General features: G+C 62.5%; 18 protein-coding genes and 2 pseudogenes. 5 read left to right on the top strand and 15 right to left on the bottom strand.

Annotated features, from left to right (window positions below):
* Positions 1 to 181 precede the first annotated feature (181 nt).
* Together BVER_RS35295 and BVER_RS35985 are read left to right on the top strand one after the other, a co-directional pair.
* Positions 182 to 529: a type VI immunity family protein gene (locus BVER_RS35295; protein ID WP_440588102.1), complete on the top strand. Its 348-nt coding sequence runs from the start codon at positions 182 to 184 to the stop codon at positions 527 to 529.
* Positions 530 to 545: 16 nt separating this feature from the next.
* A pseudogene (locus tag BVER_RS35985) lies at positions 546 to 872 on the top strand (type VI immunity family protein); the annotation flags it as partial.
* A gap of 576 nt (positions 873 to 1448) precedes the next feature.
* On the opposite strand, the gene BVER_RS30370 reads toward BVER_RS35985, so the two are convergent.
* Together BVER_RS30370 and BVER_RS19120 are read right to left on the bottom strand one after the other, a co-directional pair.
* Positions 1449 to 2237: a LysR family transcriptional regulator gene (locus tag BVER_RS30370; protein ID WP_232316662.1), complete on the bottom strand. Its 789-nt coding sequence runs from the start codon at positions 2235 to 2237 to the stop codon at positions 1449 to 1451.
* 111 nt (positions 2238 to 2348) lie between these two features.
* Positions 2349 to 3575 carry an MFS transporter gene (locus BVER_RS19120; protein ID WP_050454654.1) on the bottom strand — a complete coding sequence of 409 codons (1227 nt, stop codon included), beginning with the start codon at positions 3573 to 3575 and terminating at the stop codon, positions 2349 to 2351.
* Positions 3576 to 4248: 673 nt separating this feature from the next.
* Here BVER_RS19120 and BVER_RS34230 point away from each other — a divergent pair.
* Complete coding sequence (locus BVER_RS34230; RefSeq protein WP_332309133.1) at positions 4249 to 5091, top strand: carbohydrate-binding protein; 843 nt, start codon at positions 4249 to 4251, stop codon at positions 5089 to 5091.
* A 10-nt stretch (positions 5092 to 5101) separates the two neighbouring features.
* On the opposite strand, the gene BVER_RS19110 is transcribed toward BVER_RS34230, so the two are convergent.
* Positions 5102 to 5734 (bottom strand): 2OG-Fe(II) oxygenase, encoded by a 633-nt coding sequence (locus BVER_RS19110; RefSeq protein ID WP_232316661.1) that lies wholly within the window; start codon positions 5732 to 5734, stop codon positions 5102 to 5104.
* Between the two features lie 82 nt (positions 5735 to 5816).
* Between BVER_RS19110 and BVER_RS34225 the strand changes: the two genes are divergently transcribed.
* Both BVER_RS34225 and BVER_RS19105 read left to right on the top strand, forming a co-directional pair.
* The gene (locus BVER_RS34225; protein ID WP_232316660.1) at positions 5817 to 6128 is read left to right on the top strand and encodes a hypothetical protein; all 312 of its coding nucleotides are present in this window, start codon (positions 5817 to 5819) and stop codon (positions 6126 to 6128) included.
* A 170-nt stretch (positions 6129 to 6298) separates the two neighbouring features.
* The gene (locus BVER_RS19105; protein WP_232316659.1) at positions 6299 to 6940 is read left to right on the top strand and encodes a lytic transglycosylase domain-containing protein; all 642 of its coding nucleotides are present in this window, start codon (positions 6299 to 6301) and stop codon (positions 6938 to 6940) included.
* Positions 6941 to 6950: 10 nt separating this feature from the next.
* Here BVER_RS19105 and BVER_RS19100 read toward each other — a convergent pair whose 3' ends face one another.
* The 12 genes and pseudogenes from BVER_RS19100 to BVER_RS35705 form a co-directional block, all read right to left on the bottom strand.
* Positions 6951 to 7496, bottom strand: a complete 546-nt coding sequence (locus BVER_RS19100; protein ID WP_083452255.1) for a type II secretion system protein — start codon at positions 7494 to 7496, stop codon at positions 6951 to 6953.
* 23 nt (positions 7497 to 7519) lie between these two features.
* Positions 7520 to 9472, bottom strand: coding sequence for a secretin GspD/PilQ domain-containing protein (locus BVER_RS19095; protein ID WP_050454651.1), 1953 nt, complete (start codon positions 9470 to 9472; stop codon positions 7520 to 7522).
* Positions 9469 to 10011, bottom strand: a complete 543-nt coding sequence (locus BVER_RS19090) for a hypothetical protein (RefSeq protein ID WP_050454650.1) — start codon at positions 10009 to 10011, stop codon at positions 9469 to 9471. The genes BVER_RS19095 and BVER_RS19090 overlap by 4 nt, the downstream gene beginning before the upstream one ends.
* Complete coding sequence (locus BVER_RS19085) at positions 10008 to 10529, bottom strand: hypothetical protein (RefSeq protein WP_050454649.1); 522 nt, start codon at positions 10527 to 10529, stop codon at positions 10008 to 10010. Before BVER_RS19085 ends, BVER_RS19090 begins: the two co-directional genes overlap by 4 nt.
* Positions 10526 to 11158, bottom strand: coding sequence for a hypothetical protein (locus tag BVER_RS19080; RefSeq protein ID WP_157056131.1), 633 nt, complete (start codon positions 11156 to 11158; stop codon positions 10526 to 10528). The genes BVER_RS19085 and BVER_RS19080 overlap by 4 nt, the downstream gene beginning before the upstream one ends.
* Complete coding sequence (locus BVER_RS34220; protein WP_232316658.1) at positions 11155 to 11523, bottom strand: hypothetical protein; 369 nt, start codon at positions 11521 to 11523, stop codon at positions 11155 to 11157. Before BVER_RS34220 ends, BVER_RS19080 begins: the two co-directional genes overlap by 4 nt.
* A complete protein-coding gene (locus BVER_RS34215) occupies positions 11478 to 11936 on the bottom strand; it encodes a hypothetical protein (protein ID WP_232316657.1) in 459 nt (152 codons plus the stop codon). Before BVER_RS34215 ends, BVER_RS34220 begins: the two co-directional genes overlap by 46 nt.
* Positions 11937 to 11945: 9 nt before the next feature.
* Complete coding sequence (locus tag BVER_RS19070) at positions 11946 to 13619, bottom strand: GspE/PulE family protein (protein WP_050454647.1); 1674 nt, start codon at positions 13617 to 13619, stop codon at positions 11946 to 11948.
* Positions 13616 to 13846, bottom strand: a complete 231-nt coding sequence (locus BVER_RS34210; RefSeq protein WP_232316663.1) for a type II secretion system F family protein — start codon at positions 13844 to 13846, stop codon at positions 13616 to 13618. The genes BVER_RS19070 and BVER_RS34210 overlap by 4 nt, the downstream gene beginning before the upstream one ends.
* Positions 13843 to 14742: a type II secretion system F family protein gene (locus BVER_RS19065; RefSeq protein WP_232316656.1), complete on the bottom strand. Its 900-nt coding sequence runs from the start codon at positions 14740 to 14742 to the stop codon at positions 13843 to 13845. Before BVER_RS19065 ends, BVER_RS34210 begins: the two co-directional genes overlap by 4 nt.
* Before the next feature lie 17 nt (positions 14743 to 14759).
* Positions 14760 to 15215, bottom strand: coding sequence for a type II secretion system major pseudopilin GspG (gene gspG, locus BVER_RS19060; RefSeq protein ID WP_050454646.1), 456 nt, complete (start codon positions 15213 to 15215; stop codon positions 14760 to 14762).
* 83 nt (positions 15216 to 15298) lie between these two features.
* Positions 15299 to 16565: pseudogene (locus BVER_RS35705) on the bottom strand (glycoside hydrolase family 18 protein).
* Between the last annotated feature and the right edge of the window lie 155 nt (positions 16566 to 16720).

Below are 16720 nucleotides of genomic sequence, written 5' to 3'. Positions count from 1 at the left end.
CGGCATCTACACCGCGAAACCCCAGATCAACCAGTACGGTCTTCGGCTGCGGCTGCTGCGGTACATCCTGCAACAGAATGCTCGTCTGTTCGAGCTGTTCGGCCAGCGTGTGGCCGTCGTAAGGGTTCGGTTTTATCTGCCGATCGAAGAGTTAAAAAATGATGGTCGCGCACGCTTCGAGATGATGATGACGGGGATGTGTCGACTTCTACGACCGATTCACGGTGCAGCAGGCTGTGCTGTTCAAGAATCTCATGCTTGGGAGGACTTCCAACACGCTGAATACGAAACTGCGTGGGCTTATCGAGGCGTAGACGTTTGTATTCCGACCGATAACAAATCATGGCGCGACGGCTATTCTAACCTCAACTGGTACACCTTCATTGCTCACCACTGGCTCGCCAAACTCGGCACGCCAGAAGAACTTAAGGCCAAGCTGGACGATGACCGAATCGAAGTTATCCCCTACGAATGGGGCAGCATGATTCTGGCGGGCGACTGGCCGCAACTGGGCAAAGCCAAGTGTTGATCCAAGGCCCGAGCTTTACGTCAAAGTGAATGAGGCCATCAAGCCGTTGCGCGTGGACGATATTGGCTCGTTGCATTACGGTTCCGTGGGCGGCGAGGTGCGCTTCAACCAACGCACCAGCAATCTCTGGCTTCGACGCTTCGACGCTTCGACGCGCCGCCGCCGCAGGAAACCGCCGACGATCCATCGGCGGCGAAAGGTGACACGCGTCGCTTTCTGCGTATCGCCTCAGGTACGCCATGCCCGTGGCCGGGCGTCTGGACATGTGAGGACGCGGAACACCTTGGACCGCAGACAATCGCTCATGGCGTACCGATGCCCGAGATCGATGGGCGGGCAGTGACGTGGCGACTGGTTAAGGCGCTTTGACAGCGTGAATTGTGCGGCGGGATTGAGTCATTCCGCCGCCCCAGTCCATCGCCACAACCATTTATTCCAATTTGAACTGCAACGCTCGATATCAGGCCAACGACACGTCGAGCGCGCCTCGACAGACGTGGGTCATTTTGTGGGTCGCCAAAACAAAAATCCCGTAAGTCATTGACTGTACGGGATTTTCTGGAACCTCTTGGCGGGCCGCGACCGATAGTGATGATAACTATGTTTACGCGATTTCCCTATGAAACTCGCCCCGCCACTAATTCCAGCATAAATCGCCAATAATCGTGCTTTAATAGAGGCTCAGATCACATTCGGGCGACCTCTCTCAATTTGGGGTTTTCGCTAAATCGGCTTTATCAGTCGGTCGGCTCAGCTTGCGAGCCAGATCAAGCAGACGGCACAGCGCCGGACTCTGGTTATAAGGTGACCAGACCGCCGAGAACGAGATTGGTTCCGGTTCGTCATGAAACGGACGGAAAACGACGCCGGGCACCCCTGCTAAGGCGGAGGCCTCGCCTGCAATCGAAATGCCGAAGCCCTACGCGATCATCTGCATTAAGGTATCGCGTCCGACATTGCAGCGTAGGATGGACGGTGCATGTGTCGAAAGACCGTCAAGGCGCTTCACAATATGATTATGGGCTTGCGGCCCGGTTCCGCCATAGCGAACGAGGAAGGTTTCGCCTGCCAGATCGGCCCAAGTCACACCTTGTTGATTGGCAAATGCATGAGCGGCCGGCAGAACGGCAAGAAGTCGTTCGTGCCAAATGCGACGCGAATGGCAATCAGGAAGATCGAGTACGCTGGCGACGAATGCGATGTCCAGTTGCCGGGTGCGAAGCTGGACGATGCTTTCGGGAGCGCTGGTTTCCGTGATCTCAATTATGACTTCGCCATATTGAGCACGATAACGAGTGAGAAGCGCATCTAGAAAACTGCCACGAATGAGGCCATAGACACCGACGCGTATGAGACCGCGGTCACCGCGCGCAAAAACGCTTGCAGTCTTTACAGCGTGGTCCAATTGGTCGATTCCAACAGCAATATTCTGGACGAAGTGACGTCCAGCCTCTGTCAAACGGACGCCGTGCGTGCTGCGCTCGAAAAGAAGAACGCCCAAATCTTCTTCTAGAAGCCTGATATGGCGGCTGACAACAGATTGCGCGACGCCGAGTACGTTAGCGCTATGGCGGAAGCTTAAGTACTCTGCAACAGCGAGCGTCTGGATATAAGAGACGAGAGAGGAATACGCGATCCCAATAAGGTCGGAGATGCCAACTGACGGTCGATCATCGGAGATGAAAGCCGTCGCCGCATTGTTTTTCACCCCTGTTTTATTGTTGAAGTTATGAGCTCAATGAGCTGAAAGGTATTGGCATGACACTCTTTGACGCACCGAATAAGTGCCTTTTGCTTTGATTAACTCACAACGGTTCGTTCAAATACTTTGAGTGCGTTCAACGCGCTGCACTCGCAGTTTCAAGCCGTATAGGACAAAAGGAAGAAAGAGGGCCGGTATCGCTACCAATGTCGCGAGTATGCTTGGGGTCATATTTTGCAATGTATTTCCGAGAGCAGCATAGGACGCGCCTGCAATCATCTGAATAAAGAAGAAGAACCCGGAAGATATTCCTGCATCTTGGGTGGTGTATTTTAGAAGGCCGGCCTGTGTGGCAGGTATGGTCATTCCTGTCGCGAACAATATCGCGATTACAGGGATCAGGAGCGAAAATAGGCGATCGGAAAATGCGACCGTCAATCCGATCAGGAGTACGCCACCAGTAAACCCAACGAAGGAAGATATCCGTATGATGTCGTCAATGTCCTTCTTTTGCGATAGTCGGCGAGCGCTCATACTACCAGATACGTATCCTATCGCTGCAAAGGCGAGGGCTATACCGTAATGAAGTGCTGATAGTCTCATATGGACCTGTAGTGGCCCGGACGAGCAGGACACGAATGTAAAATAGGACATCCATACAAAACTGATGGCCGCCGCGTAGAGACCGAAGCGCGGCATCTTTATGTTGCGCAAATAGATGGAACCGATGGTCGAGAATGGAGCAACATTCTTGGTGTGAGCGGCTGTGCCGCGAGTGGCGACGAGAAAGAAGAGAAGCGTTCCGAAGGAAATCGGCGCGATCGTCGTGAATACCCCGCGCCAGCCCACATAAGGAAGCAATGCCCCTCCGACTAGCGGCACGAGACAGGGTGTGATGGCGATCGCTGAAGCGAGTGTCGTCAGGATTTTCATCCTGTCGCGCGCATCATACCCCCTACTGACGATCAGTCGCGTCGTAACCGTCCCGACACAGCCTCCCAGCGCTTGAATGAAGCGCGCGCCATAAAACGTCGTCACGTTGTCCGCCAGCGCCGCCAGAATGGCGGCCGCTCCAGCTAGGCCAAGTCCCCATAGCTGTGTGCGGCGCGGTCCGAAGCGATCCGACAAAAGGCCGGAAACGAGCATGGAGAGCGCATAGCCTACCATGTACACGATGAGAGTGCCTTGCGCGCTCGATATGGAGACACGGAAATCCTCGGCAATGCTAGGCAGTGATGGCACGCTCATCCCCACGCCGATCTGGGGTACGACGACCGCAGACACCAAAGCGAGCGTCACCACGACATTTGGTTGCTTGCTGACATTGGGGCTTGGATCATACATCGTTCATCTCCATGACATTGGTCAGCGCAAGGAGATGGGGAGTCATTCTCTCGATTTGTTTCGTAATCGTCGCAAGTGAACTGGTGTAATAGAGATCACCAGCTGCCAGTTGTCCGATGGCGAACAGGTTGCGGTTGGGTCTCCCGTCACGACGCAATACTCGTAGGCTGACCGGATCGACCTTTACCCCGCCGTGAGGATTAAGTTGCGCATCCCCAGCACCGACTAATGATGTTACAAGCGGCTGATACCTGCACGCTCCGGGCGAGACGCATTGACGATCCTATCGACGTGGAAGCGATTGCTCCGGTCGGTGACGATAAAGCCCCCGGAAGCGCCCGGTTCAACGGTACTGACGCCGGGAGCAATGGAAACCGGTCCTTCCTTTATCAAAGTTTCCAACGCTAGCGCCGTCTTGGGTGGCATTGGATTGAAAGGCTCATGAAGATTGGATGATAGATTTCCAAGAAACTCTGGCGATCCGCTTCGCGGAGATGTTGCCAGACAAACTCTATAAATTCATTTGTAATCCTAATGAAGAGCGGCTGCCAGAGTGCTCCGTTCTCGATCTGAGAAAGATGTCGGCGCAGGCGATCAGCCGAGGACTGAACCGGTAATAACTCCTCTTCTATGAAGGAGAAAGGAAGCGTTCTATGCCTGCACCGATGTCGTCATCAACGGCGTCAAGACGACCTGGCGCGAACTGCGCCCGATTCCGACGACGGCGCAGGATCAGCCGGCCGGCATGAAAGTCACCTTGCGGGTGTTCGATCCCGACGGCCACGATCTCGAGTCGATCAGCTATGTCGTGACGGCATCGACGACGGCGGCCGCCGACTGGATCTACGCGATGGCGCAGACCGTCAACAATCAGTCGAAGCGCGTGCATATCGGGCTGATCGACAACAACGGCAATATCGTGCCGCAAAAGACGATGTCGGCGAATCGCATCTACGTGGACGGCCCGACGGATTACAACTTCGTGGTGGACTATACGGGCGCGCCTTCGCCGACGCCTGCACCGACGCCAACGCCAACGCCAACGCCAACGCCAACGCCAACGCCAACGCCAACTCCTGCGCCCGCGCCAATACCCACGCCCACTCCGACACCGGCACCGACTCCCGCACCCACGCCAACTCCGACACCAACACCCACCCCCGCACCATCACCCAGCGCGGGCGGAACCTGCGCGGTCGCGTGGCAATCCGGCACGACCTACAAGTCGAAGGAGCAGGTGTCCGCGAACGGCCACAACTACAGCGCGCGCTGGGAAAACACCGACGACCCGACGCGCAATGCCGGCAACGGCAAATCGTGGCAGGACCTCGGAACCTGTTCGGGACAGACATCGCTTGCATGCGCGACGCCCTGGAGCGCCAGCAAGACCTACGCGAACGCGGGCACGAGCGTCAGCTACAACGGCATGAACTATCGCAACAAGTGGTGGACCGCGAACAACGATCCCGCCACCAACGCCGACGGCGCGTGGGAGAAAACCGGACCGTGCAAATAAGCGAAACGGATCAGTCGTCGGCGCGAAAGCGGCCGTGCCTGATCCACTTCGTCGCGATCCACTTTTCGCCTGCCTCGACCGGCGTGCCCGCGTGCAGCGTCTTCGGATCGGCTTGTCCGAGTTCGTTGACGTATTCGAAATAGAGCGCGCAGCCGCGTCGCGGATGAATCGCGAGGCCAATATCCGGAAAGGTCGTATCGCCGCCGCGCGTGACCTCGTTGAGATAGAGGATCACGGTGGCGACGCGCTGTCCGCCGCGCAGCATGTGATGCCGGCTGCCGGCCTGTTCTTCGGGAAAGTAGTCGTAATGCGGACGATATTCGCCGCCGATGTCGTAACGCAGCAGATGCAGATCCTCGCCGTTTTCCACCGGATGTCCGAACAGTTCCGCGAGCCTGCGATCGATGGTCCCGACCAGCGCATCGGTCGATCCGTTGACGAACGCGCCGTCGCTGTTGCGCTCGTTGATGGTGATCTCGCTGCCCGACGCCGGATCGACCACGGCGGAGCGCTGCACCCGCGCGCGGCCGATGCCGATCAGCCGTTCGCATTCGTCGTCGCTCAGCACATCGGCGCACAGCGCGACGACCGGCTGCTCGCAACTGAACAGCTTCGGCGCGGCGCAATCGCGTGCGGTGAGCACGCGCGCGGCGGGCAGGCATCGGCTTGCCGTATACGTATTCCGACGAGGCTTCCTCGCGCGTGTCGAGCGCATCGCCAGTCAGATGACGCGCGAGAATCAGCCGCGCGGCGTTGGGATGAAACGCGGCGGCCACCATCGCGTCGATCAGCGATTCGTGCGTGCAACCGCGGCGAATGTTTTCGTCGAGCCAGTTTTTCCATGCGGCATCGAAGCGAGGAATCGTGCTCATAGCAACCTTGCGAGGATGACGAAACGTCGTGAACGGCAGGCGATTTCCCGTTCATGGAAGCACAAAAGCGTGCGGATCACAACGGCGCGCATGAAAAAGCGCGCCGCGCGGACTATGCTTCCCAAGACGCGTGCGAGTCTCGTCATGCGTGTGCGTTCGGAATGAATCGTGCCATGCGAAGCAATTGCCGGTCCATCGCTCTGCTGTGTGCATGCGGATGCGCGATGTGGTCGCATCGCGCGGACGCGGCGTCGATGCTTCGCTGCGAATCCGACGACAGTTCGGTCAGTTATGTCACTTCGCGAATCGATCACGCGAAATGCAGCAGCGTGGCCATGAACTGGCGATGGTCCGCGCCGCCGGCGGCATCGGCATCGTCGGCGGGATCGACTGCCGTCGCGCCCGGACGACGCGAAGCCACCGCGCGCATCTACACGTATGTCGAAGACGGCATGCGGCACTATCTCACGCAAAAGCCGCTGGGCGTCGCGGCGAATGTCTCGACGATCGAGCTGCATTTCATCGAGACGTGCAATCTTTGCGCGCCGTCCGCCGATGTGAACATCGCCGCGCTCGCGCTCGACACGCGTTCATACGGACGCGAAATCGACGCGGCCGCGGCCTCGTTCGGCGTCGACGGCGCGCTGGTGCGGGCGGTGATCCATGCGGAATCGGCGTATCGCGCCGATGCGATCTCGCGCGCGGGCGCGCAGGGCCTCATGCAGCTGATGCCCGCGACGGCGTCGCGCTTCCATGTCGGCGATCCCTTCGATGCGGCGCAGAACATTCGTGGCGGCGTGCAGTATCTCGCGTGGCTGCTCAGGCGCTTCGGCGGCGATCTCGACCTGACACTCGCGGCCTACAACAGCGGCGAGGCGGCGGTCGCGCGTTACAACGGCGTGCCGCCTTATGCCGAAACGAAAGCCTATGTATTGCGCGTGAAGCTGCTCGCCGATCGTTACCGCAGCGAGCGATGACGCCGGCCGTTCAGGGCCGTCTCAGGCTCTTTTCCGGGTAGTAGGCGAATTGCCAGTCCGAATAGCTCGTCTTCGTCGCGAAGCTCGCGTCGCTGTCGGAGAAGCCGTCCTTCTTGAGCGTCGTGCCCTCGGAGAGCGAATACACGTCGTAGACGTCGTCGCCTTCGTTCGGCGAATCGGGCTCGCTTGCGTAGCTGCGTTTGCCCCAGGTCGCGTCGTCGGAGCGGCTCGGGCAATCGCACAGCGGATCGCGCAGAATGCGCCGCAAAAAATAGATGCGCGCGTGCTTCGGATCGGTCTTGTCGACGACTCCTTCGACCAGCGTCTCCAGCTTCGGCGGATAACCCGTATCGCCGAGCGAGCGATCGAACTTGCCTTCGTCGCCGGCCTTCTTGTAGGCGTCGATCGCATCGCGGATGCTCCAGAGCGCGCGCCGCAATTCATCCTCCTTCTGACGCTGCGCCGCGACCTGCACGAGCGGCGCGGCGACCATCGCCAGCGCGGCGAGGATCGCGAGCGTGACCAGCATTTCGATCATCGTGAAGCCTCGTTGCATCGCGTTCGGCTCGCATCGGAAGATCAGGGCTGCGTGCGCGGCGGCGCTTCGAGCAGGACGTTCGGCTGCGGGCGCGGCGCGGGCAACGGAGGCAGCGGTGCTTCGATCGCGGGCGGCGGCGTAACGGGCTGCGGCGGCGGCTGAGGCGGCGCGATGGCGATCGCGGGAGCAGGCGGCGGCGCGGGCAAGGGCGGCGGCGGGTTGCCCGTCACCGCATCGCGTTCGGTCGTGATGCGCGTCTCCGTGCCCGAATCGAATTGCACGATATTGCCGGCGGGCATCGCCTGATTGCGCACGATGCGCGGCGTCAGCAGCAGCACCAGTTCGGTCTGCGTCTGGTTGTCGGTGCGGTCGCCGAAAATGCGGTCGAGCAGCGGAATGCGGCTCAGCCCCGGCAGACCGGAACCGGCGGCGTGTTCGTTGCGCTGAAGCAGGCCCGCGAGCATCTGCGTTTCGTTGTTGCGCACGCTCATCACGGTATCGGCCGAGCGCGTGCCGATCTGATAGGCGACGAGTCCGGTGGACGTGGTGATCGTATCGGTGACGTTCGACACTTCCATATGCAGCTTCACCTGCACTTCGTCGCCGTTGACGATCACGGGCGCGACTTCCAGCGACAAACCGACATCCTGATAATTGACGCTCTCCGAACTGAAGTTGCTCGACAGTGTGGTCGTCACGACCGGCAGGCGATCGCCGATCAGCACCTTGGCCTTTTCCCGATTTCTCACGCGGATACTCGGATTGGCGAGCGTGCGCGTCTTGCCCTGCGTCTGCAGGAAGTTGATCCCGACCGGCCCGACGCGCACCAGCACGTCGCTGCTGTTCAGGTTGTGCAGTTGCTGCAGCGTGACGGTGTTCGGCGGCAGCGTGGTCTGATCGGGCGCGGTGCCCGATTGCAAACCGAACACGATGCTGTCCGGATACTGCACGCCCATATGCAGCAGATCGGACGACGACACTTCGAGAATCTGCGCGTCGATGACGACCTCCGCCGGCGATACATCCAGCGCGCGGATGATGCGTTCCGCCACCTTCACGGTGTCGGGCGCGTCGCGCATGATGATCGCGTTGGTGCGTTCGTCGAGCACGGCATCGCGCGTCTTGACCATCTGCTTGAGCACGCCCAGCACCTGCGCCGCCGCCGCGTTCTGCAGATAGAACGTGCGCACCACCAGATCGCGATATTCCGTTTCCTTCTCCGGCCGCTTCGGGTAGATGAGAATCGAGTTTCCGCCCACCACCTTGCTGCCGAGCTGGTTGGCCGTTAGCACCATCGTCAGCACCTGTTTGACAGGCGTGTTGCTGGCGTAGATCGTGGTCGGCGCACTGGCCTGCACGTCGCGGTCGAAGGTGAAGTTCAGCCCGGTGATGTTCGACACCAGTTCGAAGATGCTGATCAGCGGCTGATCGCGGAACTGCACGGTGATCGGCTGATCGAGATCGCGGTCGAGCTTGGGCGCGAAATCGGCGGCCTTCGGCGTGGTCAGTTCGTCGCGCAGGCGCGCGGCGCGGGCGTTGTCGGGCTGCTTCGCGAGCACGTCGTGGGCGATTGCGAGCGCGACTTGCGGCTGGTCGAGGCGGATCGACTCAGCGTACTGCACCGAACCGTCGATAGCCGCCTGCTTGCCGATGTAGTCGATCATCTCGCGCGCGTTGTCGTCGCCGGGCGCGGCGGATTGCGCCCGGCGCGCCCACGCCAGCGCCTGCGCGGCATCGCCCGCGCGGTAGGCGATGGTCGCGCGCTGCAGATAATCGAGCGAAAGCGTGCGTCGCAGGCTCAGATACCACGCGCGAATCTCCAGATCGTCGGGATACTGCGCGGTCTGTTGCGCGAGCAGATCGAGCTGCGCGTCGGGCGGCATGCCGGCGAGCTTGTTCTGCAAATCCTGCCGATGCAGGTCCGCCGCGCACGATGTCACGAGCGGCAGGAGCAGCAGCATCAGCCGTATGGCCAGGTCTTTCAGCCGGCTCATTTGAGTTCTCCGAGCGTAAGCGTTTGCCGGCGCTTCAGCGGCAGATACATGAAGCGGACTTCGCGACGGTCGATATGCTCGATCTTGTACGCGTTGAGGATCACGTCGCCGCTGCGCAGAAAGCTTTTCTTCTGGCAGTTCTCGCAGAGCGGAAATTCGCGTCCGGTGCCGGACAACAGGATATAGAACACGCCGTGCTGATCGAGCCACAGCGAGCGCACGGCGAACGGCAGCGGCGGCGGTTCGGGCGGGGGCGGCGGCTTGACGGAACCGGGCGGCGGAGGCGGCGGCGGTGGTTGACAGTTCTGGCTCGGAAACAGATCGACGGGCGATTGCTCCGTGCCCGCGATGCTGTCGGGCGCGCTTGCCGGCGTCGCGCTGCGTTGCGGCGGCGCGCTCTGTTCCGTTGGCGCGGCGGAATCGGCGGGCGCATCGTCCTCGCTGCGAAAATGCACGAACACGATCAGCCCGAGCGTCGCGATCAGCAGAAGCAGCAGCGGCTTCGATACCTTCAGCGAGCGCGCATCGAGCGGTTTCATTTCGATGCTTCCACGAGAAACGCGCATTGCAGACGCACTTCGAGATCCGTCACGCCGATGTTCGGTCGCGATACCGTCAGCCGCTCGCAGCGCACGCCCGGCAAGGTCCGCAGTTCGAAGAGAAAGCCGCGCAATTGCAGATAATGGCTCGTGAAGGTCGTATCCACGACATAGCGGCGCAACGACGAATCCTTGTCGGGCGCGGCGAGCTGATAGGTGATCTGCGGGATCGTCACGCCGTTCTTCGCGGCGATCGCGTGCAGGCTGTGCAGGAACACGAAATAACGCTGCTCGGGACTTTCCGGCGCGACGGCCTGATCGGGCGAGGGCGGTGGCGGCTGCGTGAGACGCGCGGCGCGGGCATCGAGATCGGCTTCGCGCGCGGCGATATCGCGTCGCAGCGGCACGATTTCCGCGAGCGCGATCACCATCGCGCCGCCGATCAGCAGCATCGCGATCAGACCGTAAGTGCCGAGCCGCCATTGCGCGCGGCGTAATTCCCAGAGCCAGCGGTTCATCGGCGGGCTCCTTTGGCTTCGCTGGCTGCGGGCGCGTTCGAAACCACGGGCGTTGTCGATGCCGCCGACGCCTCCACTTCCCGCTCCGTCGGCTCGCTCGCCAGCGGCTTCGCGACGAACGGTTTCCACGTCACCTGCAACGCGGTTTCGACCGATTTCGCGGGCGGTTCCGCCTTTTGCGTCTGCCGCTTCACCGACACGCTTTCGGTGCCCGGCTGCTCCTGAAACCAGTCGGCGTAAGAGAGCGCTTCCTGCACCGAGCGCGTCTCGAACTGCATGTTGATCTGCCGCGATGCCGTCGTGATATCGATGCTGAGAAACGCGATATTCGGATTCCATCCGCCTTCGATCAGATCGCGCGCCGGTTCCGCCGCATAGCGCTGCTGCGCCATCAGCATGGCCGCGCGCGTATCGCCGCCGCCGCGCCGCGCCTGACTGATGCTCCTGAACTTCGCCTCCTTCTTCGCGATCAGCGATTCGCGTTCGTCGAGCGCGTCGCCTTGCTCCTTGAGCGCATCGCGATACTGCATGGCCGCGATCACCGCGACGATGCCCAGTACCAGCGCGATCAGCCCGGCCACCGCATCCGGCCGGTTCGGACGATGCAGATCGAGACGCGGCGCTCTCATGACGCGCGATCCCACGGCGCGCGCAGCCATTCGACGTGCGCCGTCTCCGCGAAACGCGAAAGCTCGCCCGGGCCGATCACGTAGCGGCGCTCGGGCGGCGTGTCGGCGCACAGCGCGAAGGCGTCGCGCAAGGTGTCGTCGAGCGACGCTGAAACCGGCAGCGCGATGAACGCCGTCCAGCCGCCGCCGCGCCGCAGCCCGATATGCGCGATAGCCGCGTCGCCTTCGCTCGCCTCCAGTTCGACGATCGCGATCGCGCCGTCGCGGATGCGCGCCGCGTGTTTTTGCAGCGCGAACGTGTAAGCCGGCTCGATGCCGCTCAATTGCAGCTTGCGCTTCTTGCACAACTGTTGATGCCCGCGCACAGCGCTTCCGGCATCGCCGCCGCGAGCCGCCCGTGCCGCCATGCGCCATCGGTGACGGCGTAGCGCCATGCTTCGCTGCCCGCGCCGGTTTGCATCGCCTGCACGCGCGCGCCGGATATCCAGTCCTGCGGTTTCGGCAGCGGTTGCCACGGCAGCGCGTAGTAGCGCACGCGCAACGCGTGGAATCCGAGGCTCGCGGGCTTCGGCGCGAGCGCGTCGATAGCCTTGAGCGCGGCGGCGGCATCGGCGGGATCGGCGAGCGCAACAGAAGCGTCGGTGCCGAGCAGGCGCGCGCGACGTCCGTCGATCCACAGCGTCGCGCGGCTGATCGCGGAGGGCATCGGCAGCGATGCGGGGCGCTTGGGTGCGAGCTTGCGCAAGGTGTCGAGATGAGCGGAGAAGCGCGACATCATGCGGCTCCGTCACGCCTCGACCATCGTCACGCGATTGACTTCGGCGAGCGTCGTGCGCCCGTCCGCGACCGAGCGCAACGCGATGCTTCGCAACGGCAGAAAGCCGCTGTCGCACGCGAGCTGTTTCAGTTCGACGATCGGCCGGCGCTCGACGAAGCATTGCTTGATGGCATCGTTCAGACGCAGCACTTCCGCGATCGGCTGACGCCCGAGATAGCCGGTGCGCCGGCACAGTTCGCAGCCCGCGCCGCGCCGGAAGCGCCAGTTCGCGACCTGTTCGCGCGTGAGCGCCGAGGCACGCAGCGTGGCGTCGTCGGGTGGCGTGTCGTCGATCAGGCAATGCGGGCAGTTCTTGCGCATCAGCCGTTGCGCGACCGCGCCGAGCAGAGCATCGACGAAACTGTGCAGGTCGACGCCCATATGCAGAAAGCGGTCGAGCACGGAGAACACGTTGTTCGCGTGCACCGAGGTCAGCACGAGATGGCCCGTCAGCGCCGCCTGCACCGCGATGCCCGCCGTCTCGCCGTCGCGAATCTCGCCGACCAGAATCTTGTCTGGATCGTGACGCAGAATCGAGCGCAGGCCGCGCGCGAAGGTCAGGCCCTTCTTGTCGTTGATCGGAATCTGCAACACGCCGGGCAATTCGTATTCGACCGGATCCTCGATGGTGATGATCTTCTCGTCGCCGGTATTGATTTCGGTGAGCGTGGCGTAGAGCGTCGTTGATTTGCCCAATCCGGTCGGTCCGGTCACGAGCAGCAGGCCGCCGTACGGCTCGTGCGCGATGCTGCGGATCGCGGCCACGATTTCCGGCTCGTGGCCGATCGAATCCAGCCGCAACGCGCTGCTGCCCGCTTCGCCGCGCTGTTTGTCGAGCACGCGCAGCACGGCATCCTCGCCGTGGATCGACGGCATGATCGACACCCGAAAATCGATCTCGCGCTGATTGATGATCGCCTTGAAACGGCCGTCCTGCGGAATGCGTCGCTCGCCGATATCGAGGTCCGCCATCACCTTGAGGCGCGACAGCACCTGCTCGGCGGTATCCACGCCCGGCGCGACGGCGGTCTCCTGCAACACGCCGTCGATGCGGTACTTGATGACCAGCCCCGTCTTGGTGCTTTCGATGTGAATGTCCGACGCGCGCGCCCGCAGCGCGTCGTACAGCGACGAGTTGACCAGCCGGATCACCGGATGCACGTCGGCGGCGAGCGTGGCCAGCGTGATCTCGACGCCCGCATCGGTGGCGGCCGCCGCGCTGCCTTCGACGCTGATCTGCGTCAGCGCCTGATGCGCCGATTCGTGCCGCGCGAGAAACGCCATCAGCTCGGACGGCACCGCGAACGCGAACGGCTTCTTCACGCGATTCATCGCCCAGGCGCGCAGGGTGGCGTCGAAGGGATCGGCGAGCAGCAGCCACAGGCTCACGCGGGTATCGTCGGGCGCGGCGGCGAGGAGGCACTTGCGCGCCATCGCATCGCCGAAAGACAGCAGATCGAAGCGCGGCTCGAGCGTGTCGAGCGTGTCGAGCGCGGCGGCGTCGAAGCCGCGCAGGCCGAGCGTCTGCGCGACGCCGTGCAGATACGCGGCGGGATCGTGGCGCGCGTCGTCCCAGGCTTGCTGCTGGCGCGTGGCGCGTGGCGCGTGGCGCGCGGCGCATCGAGGGCTTGATCCATGATTCACCCCACCGCCCCGGCGAGTTGAAAAATCGGCATGTAGAGCAAAAAGATGATGGTCCCGATGATGCCGCCGACCACCAGCATCAGCACCGGCTCGACCACGCGCATCAGCGTGTCGATCGCGCGGTCGAGCTCTTCGTCGCAGAATTCGGCGGAGCGCGTCACCATGCCCGCGAGTTCGCCGCTTTGCTCGCCGACGCGGATCAGCCGCTCGGCGACAGGCGTCGTCAGGTTCGCGGCGGGCAGCGCGCCGGACAGCGGCTTGCCTGCGCGGCGAGTTCGAGCGATGTCACCATCGACATGCCGCCCGCCAGCAACAGCCCGAGCGTGCGGTAGAAGCGCATCAGCCCGAACAGCCGCTGATAGTCCGCGAGCTTCGGCAGGCTCAGAAAAGCCGCGAACAGCTTCGCGCGCACCGTGGCGCTGCGCAGCGACAGAGCCGCGCCAGTCAGCGTCGCGAACAGGCCCGCGAGCAGCACGCCGCCGTGCGCTTCGACGAGATTGCCCCACGCGAGCATCAGGCGCACGGTCAGCGGCATGTCCTTCATGGTGGCGAACACCTGGCTGAACTTCGGGATCACGTAAAACGCCATGAACAGGATGATCAGCGCGCCGGTTGCAATCACGATCGACGGATACACCATCGACGACACCACTTTCTTGCGCACCGCCGACAGCCGCGCGTCGTAGTGATGATAGCGCTTGAGCGCTTCCGCCAGATGCCCGGTCTGCTCCGCCGATGCAACCGTTGCCACGTACAGCGGCGGAAAATGCTCCGGCTGACGTTCGAGCGCGCGCGACAGCGACTCGCCCTCGTACAGCGCCGCGACGATGCCCTGCAACACGGTGCGATTGAGACCCTCCTTGCTCTTGTCGCGCAGCGTTTCGACGGTTTCGACGAGGCTCAGTCCGGCTTCGAGCAGCGCGATCAGTTCCTGCGTGAAGAGGGCGCGCTCGAACACCGGCTTGCACCACGTAAAGCCGCGCTTTTTCTGTTCGAGCGGCGTCGCGTCGAGCAGCGACAAGCCCATCTCCGCGACCGTGCGATGCAGTTGCGCATCGTCGGCGGCGTCGAATTCGAGTTCCTGCGGGCCGCCGTCGCCGTCGACCCGGACGCGATATCGCATGGCGCTCACCGCGCGCGTCATTTGTTGACGATATCCGCGTCCTCGCCGCTGCCGCCGGGCTTGCCGTCGGCGCCGTAGGTCATGAGGTCGTAGTCCTTGCCGCCTTCGCCCGGCGACCGGTAGATGTACGGCTTGCCCCACGGATCGTTCGGAATCGCGCTGCTCATGTACGGACCGTCCCAGCCCGACGCATTGCCGACGTTGCTGGTCAGCGTGGCCAGGCCCGCTTCCGTGGACGGGAAGTGGCCGGTATCGAGCCGGTAACGATCGATGGCGCTTTCGATGCCCTTCATCTGCGAGGCGGCGGTCTTGCTGCGCGCCTTGCCCACTTCGCCGAACAGCTTCGGCCCGACATAACCCGCCAGCAGCGCGATGATCAGCAGCACCACCAGCAGTTCCAGCAAGGTGAACCCGCGCCGCAGGCCCGTGCGCCGGCCGGCCTTCGCCCGGATCGTCGTCAGATGTTCGTGCATGGCTGCTCCCGGCAAATTCGAATCGTCGCCATGCGCGCGATCGCCGCGCTACGCGATGCGATCGCGCGCCGCCTGGTTGCGCATCACTTCAACCCATCGCTCATGACCTTCAGCAACTCGGCGTTCGGCGCGTCGCCGTCGAGTTCCCAGCTGAACGCGCCGCGCAGGTTCAGCGACTTGACGTAGTCCATCTTCAGCTTGATGGCCGTGGGCGAGTCGTAGGACCACCAGGTCGAGCCGTCGAACTTTCATGACGTCTTGGCGGTGGGCGATTCGTACAGCGTGCCGGCCGCGCTCTTCAGGAGCCGATAGTCCTGGATGCCTTCCTCGTATTTGCCGGGTGCGGGCTTGGCCGCTTTCTGGAACAGGCCGTTGCCTTGCGGTCCGGCGGCGACGCCGGTCCAGCCGCGTCCGTAGAACGGAATGCCGACGATGATCTTCGATGAAGGCACGCCCGCGCTGAGCAGCGCTTTCCACCGCGCCGTCGACGCTATAGGTCGGCGCCCATTGGCCCGCCTTGTAGTTGGGGCTGTCGGGATCGGCGTAGAGCGGGGCCTGGAAGTCGGTCGGACCGGTCGATTCCCAGCCGCCGTGGAAGTCGTAGGACATGATGTTGATCCAGTCCAGCGACTTGCTGTATTCGCCCGGTTCGGTGTTGGCGATCTTGTCGCCGCCCGCGCCGATCGCGACCGTCAGGTAATAGTATTTGCCGTTCTGCGCGCCGATCGCGTCGAGCTGCTTGCGGAATTCGGCGAGCAGCAGCGTGTAGTTCTTCTTGTCGTTCGGATCGATGGTGTTGTACGGCTGACCGCCGCCGCCGGGAAATTCCCAGTCGATGTCGATGCCATCGAAGAGATCCGCGCCCATGCCGTCGCCGCCAGCGTTGTTGCCGGCATCGTATGGCAGGTTGCCTTTGATGTAGATATTGATGCACGACGATACGACCTGCTTGCGCATCGCGTCGGTGCTCGCGGCCTTGCCGAACCAGCGCGACCAGGTCCAGCCGCCGAGCGAGATCATCAGCTTCAGGTTTGGATACTTGGCCTTCAAGAGTTTGAACTGATTGAAGTTGCCCTTGAGCGGGCCGACCTTGCTGCTGTTGTAACGCGGGTCGTTTTGCGGGAAGTCCCATGCATCGGCCTTGCCGCTGATCGACTCGCCCGCGCCGAAGCCCTTGCCGTAGTCGGCGTACGAGTCGCCGCCCGTGCCGGCGTCGGACGCGTTCACGTTGGACGAGGCGGGCTCGAGCTTGCTGATCATGCCGCACTCGTAGCCGCCGTTCTTTTGATAGAGGTTGCCGAAGGCGTAGTTGACGAACGTGAGCATCTGGGCGGAGCCGGATTTATCCATATCCTTGACCTGGTAATTGCGGTCGTAGATGCCCCATTGAGCGAAATAGCCGCCGATTTCGCGTGCGCTGGCGGGGGCGGGGGCGGGGACGGGTGTTGGTGTTGGTGTTGGTGTTGGTGTTGGTGTTGGTGTTGGTGTTGGTGTTGGTGTTGGTG

The organism is Candidatus Burkholderia verschuerenii, assembly GCF_001189365.1.
GTDB lineage: Bacteria > Pseudomonadota > Gammaproteobacteria > Burkholderiales > Burkholderiaceae > Caballeronia > Caballeronia verschuerenii.
The sequence above is the reverse complement of the archived record's forward strand: the minus strand, read 5'-3'. Positions and strand labels throughout refer to the sequence as shown.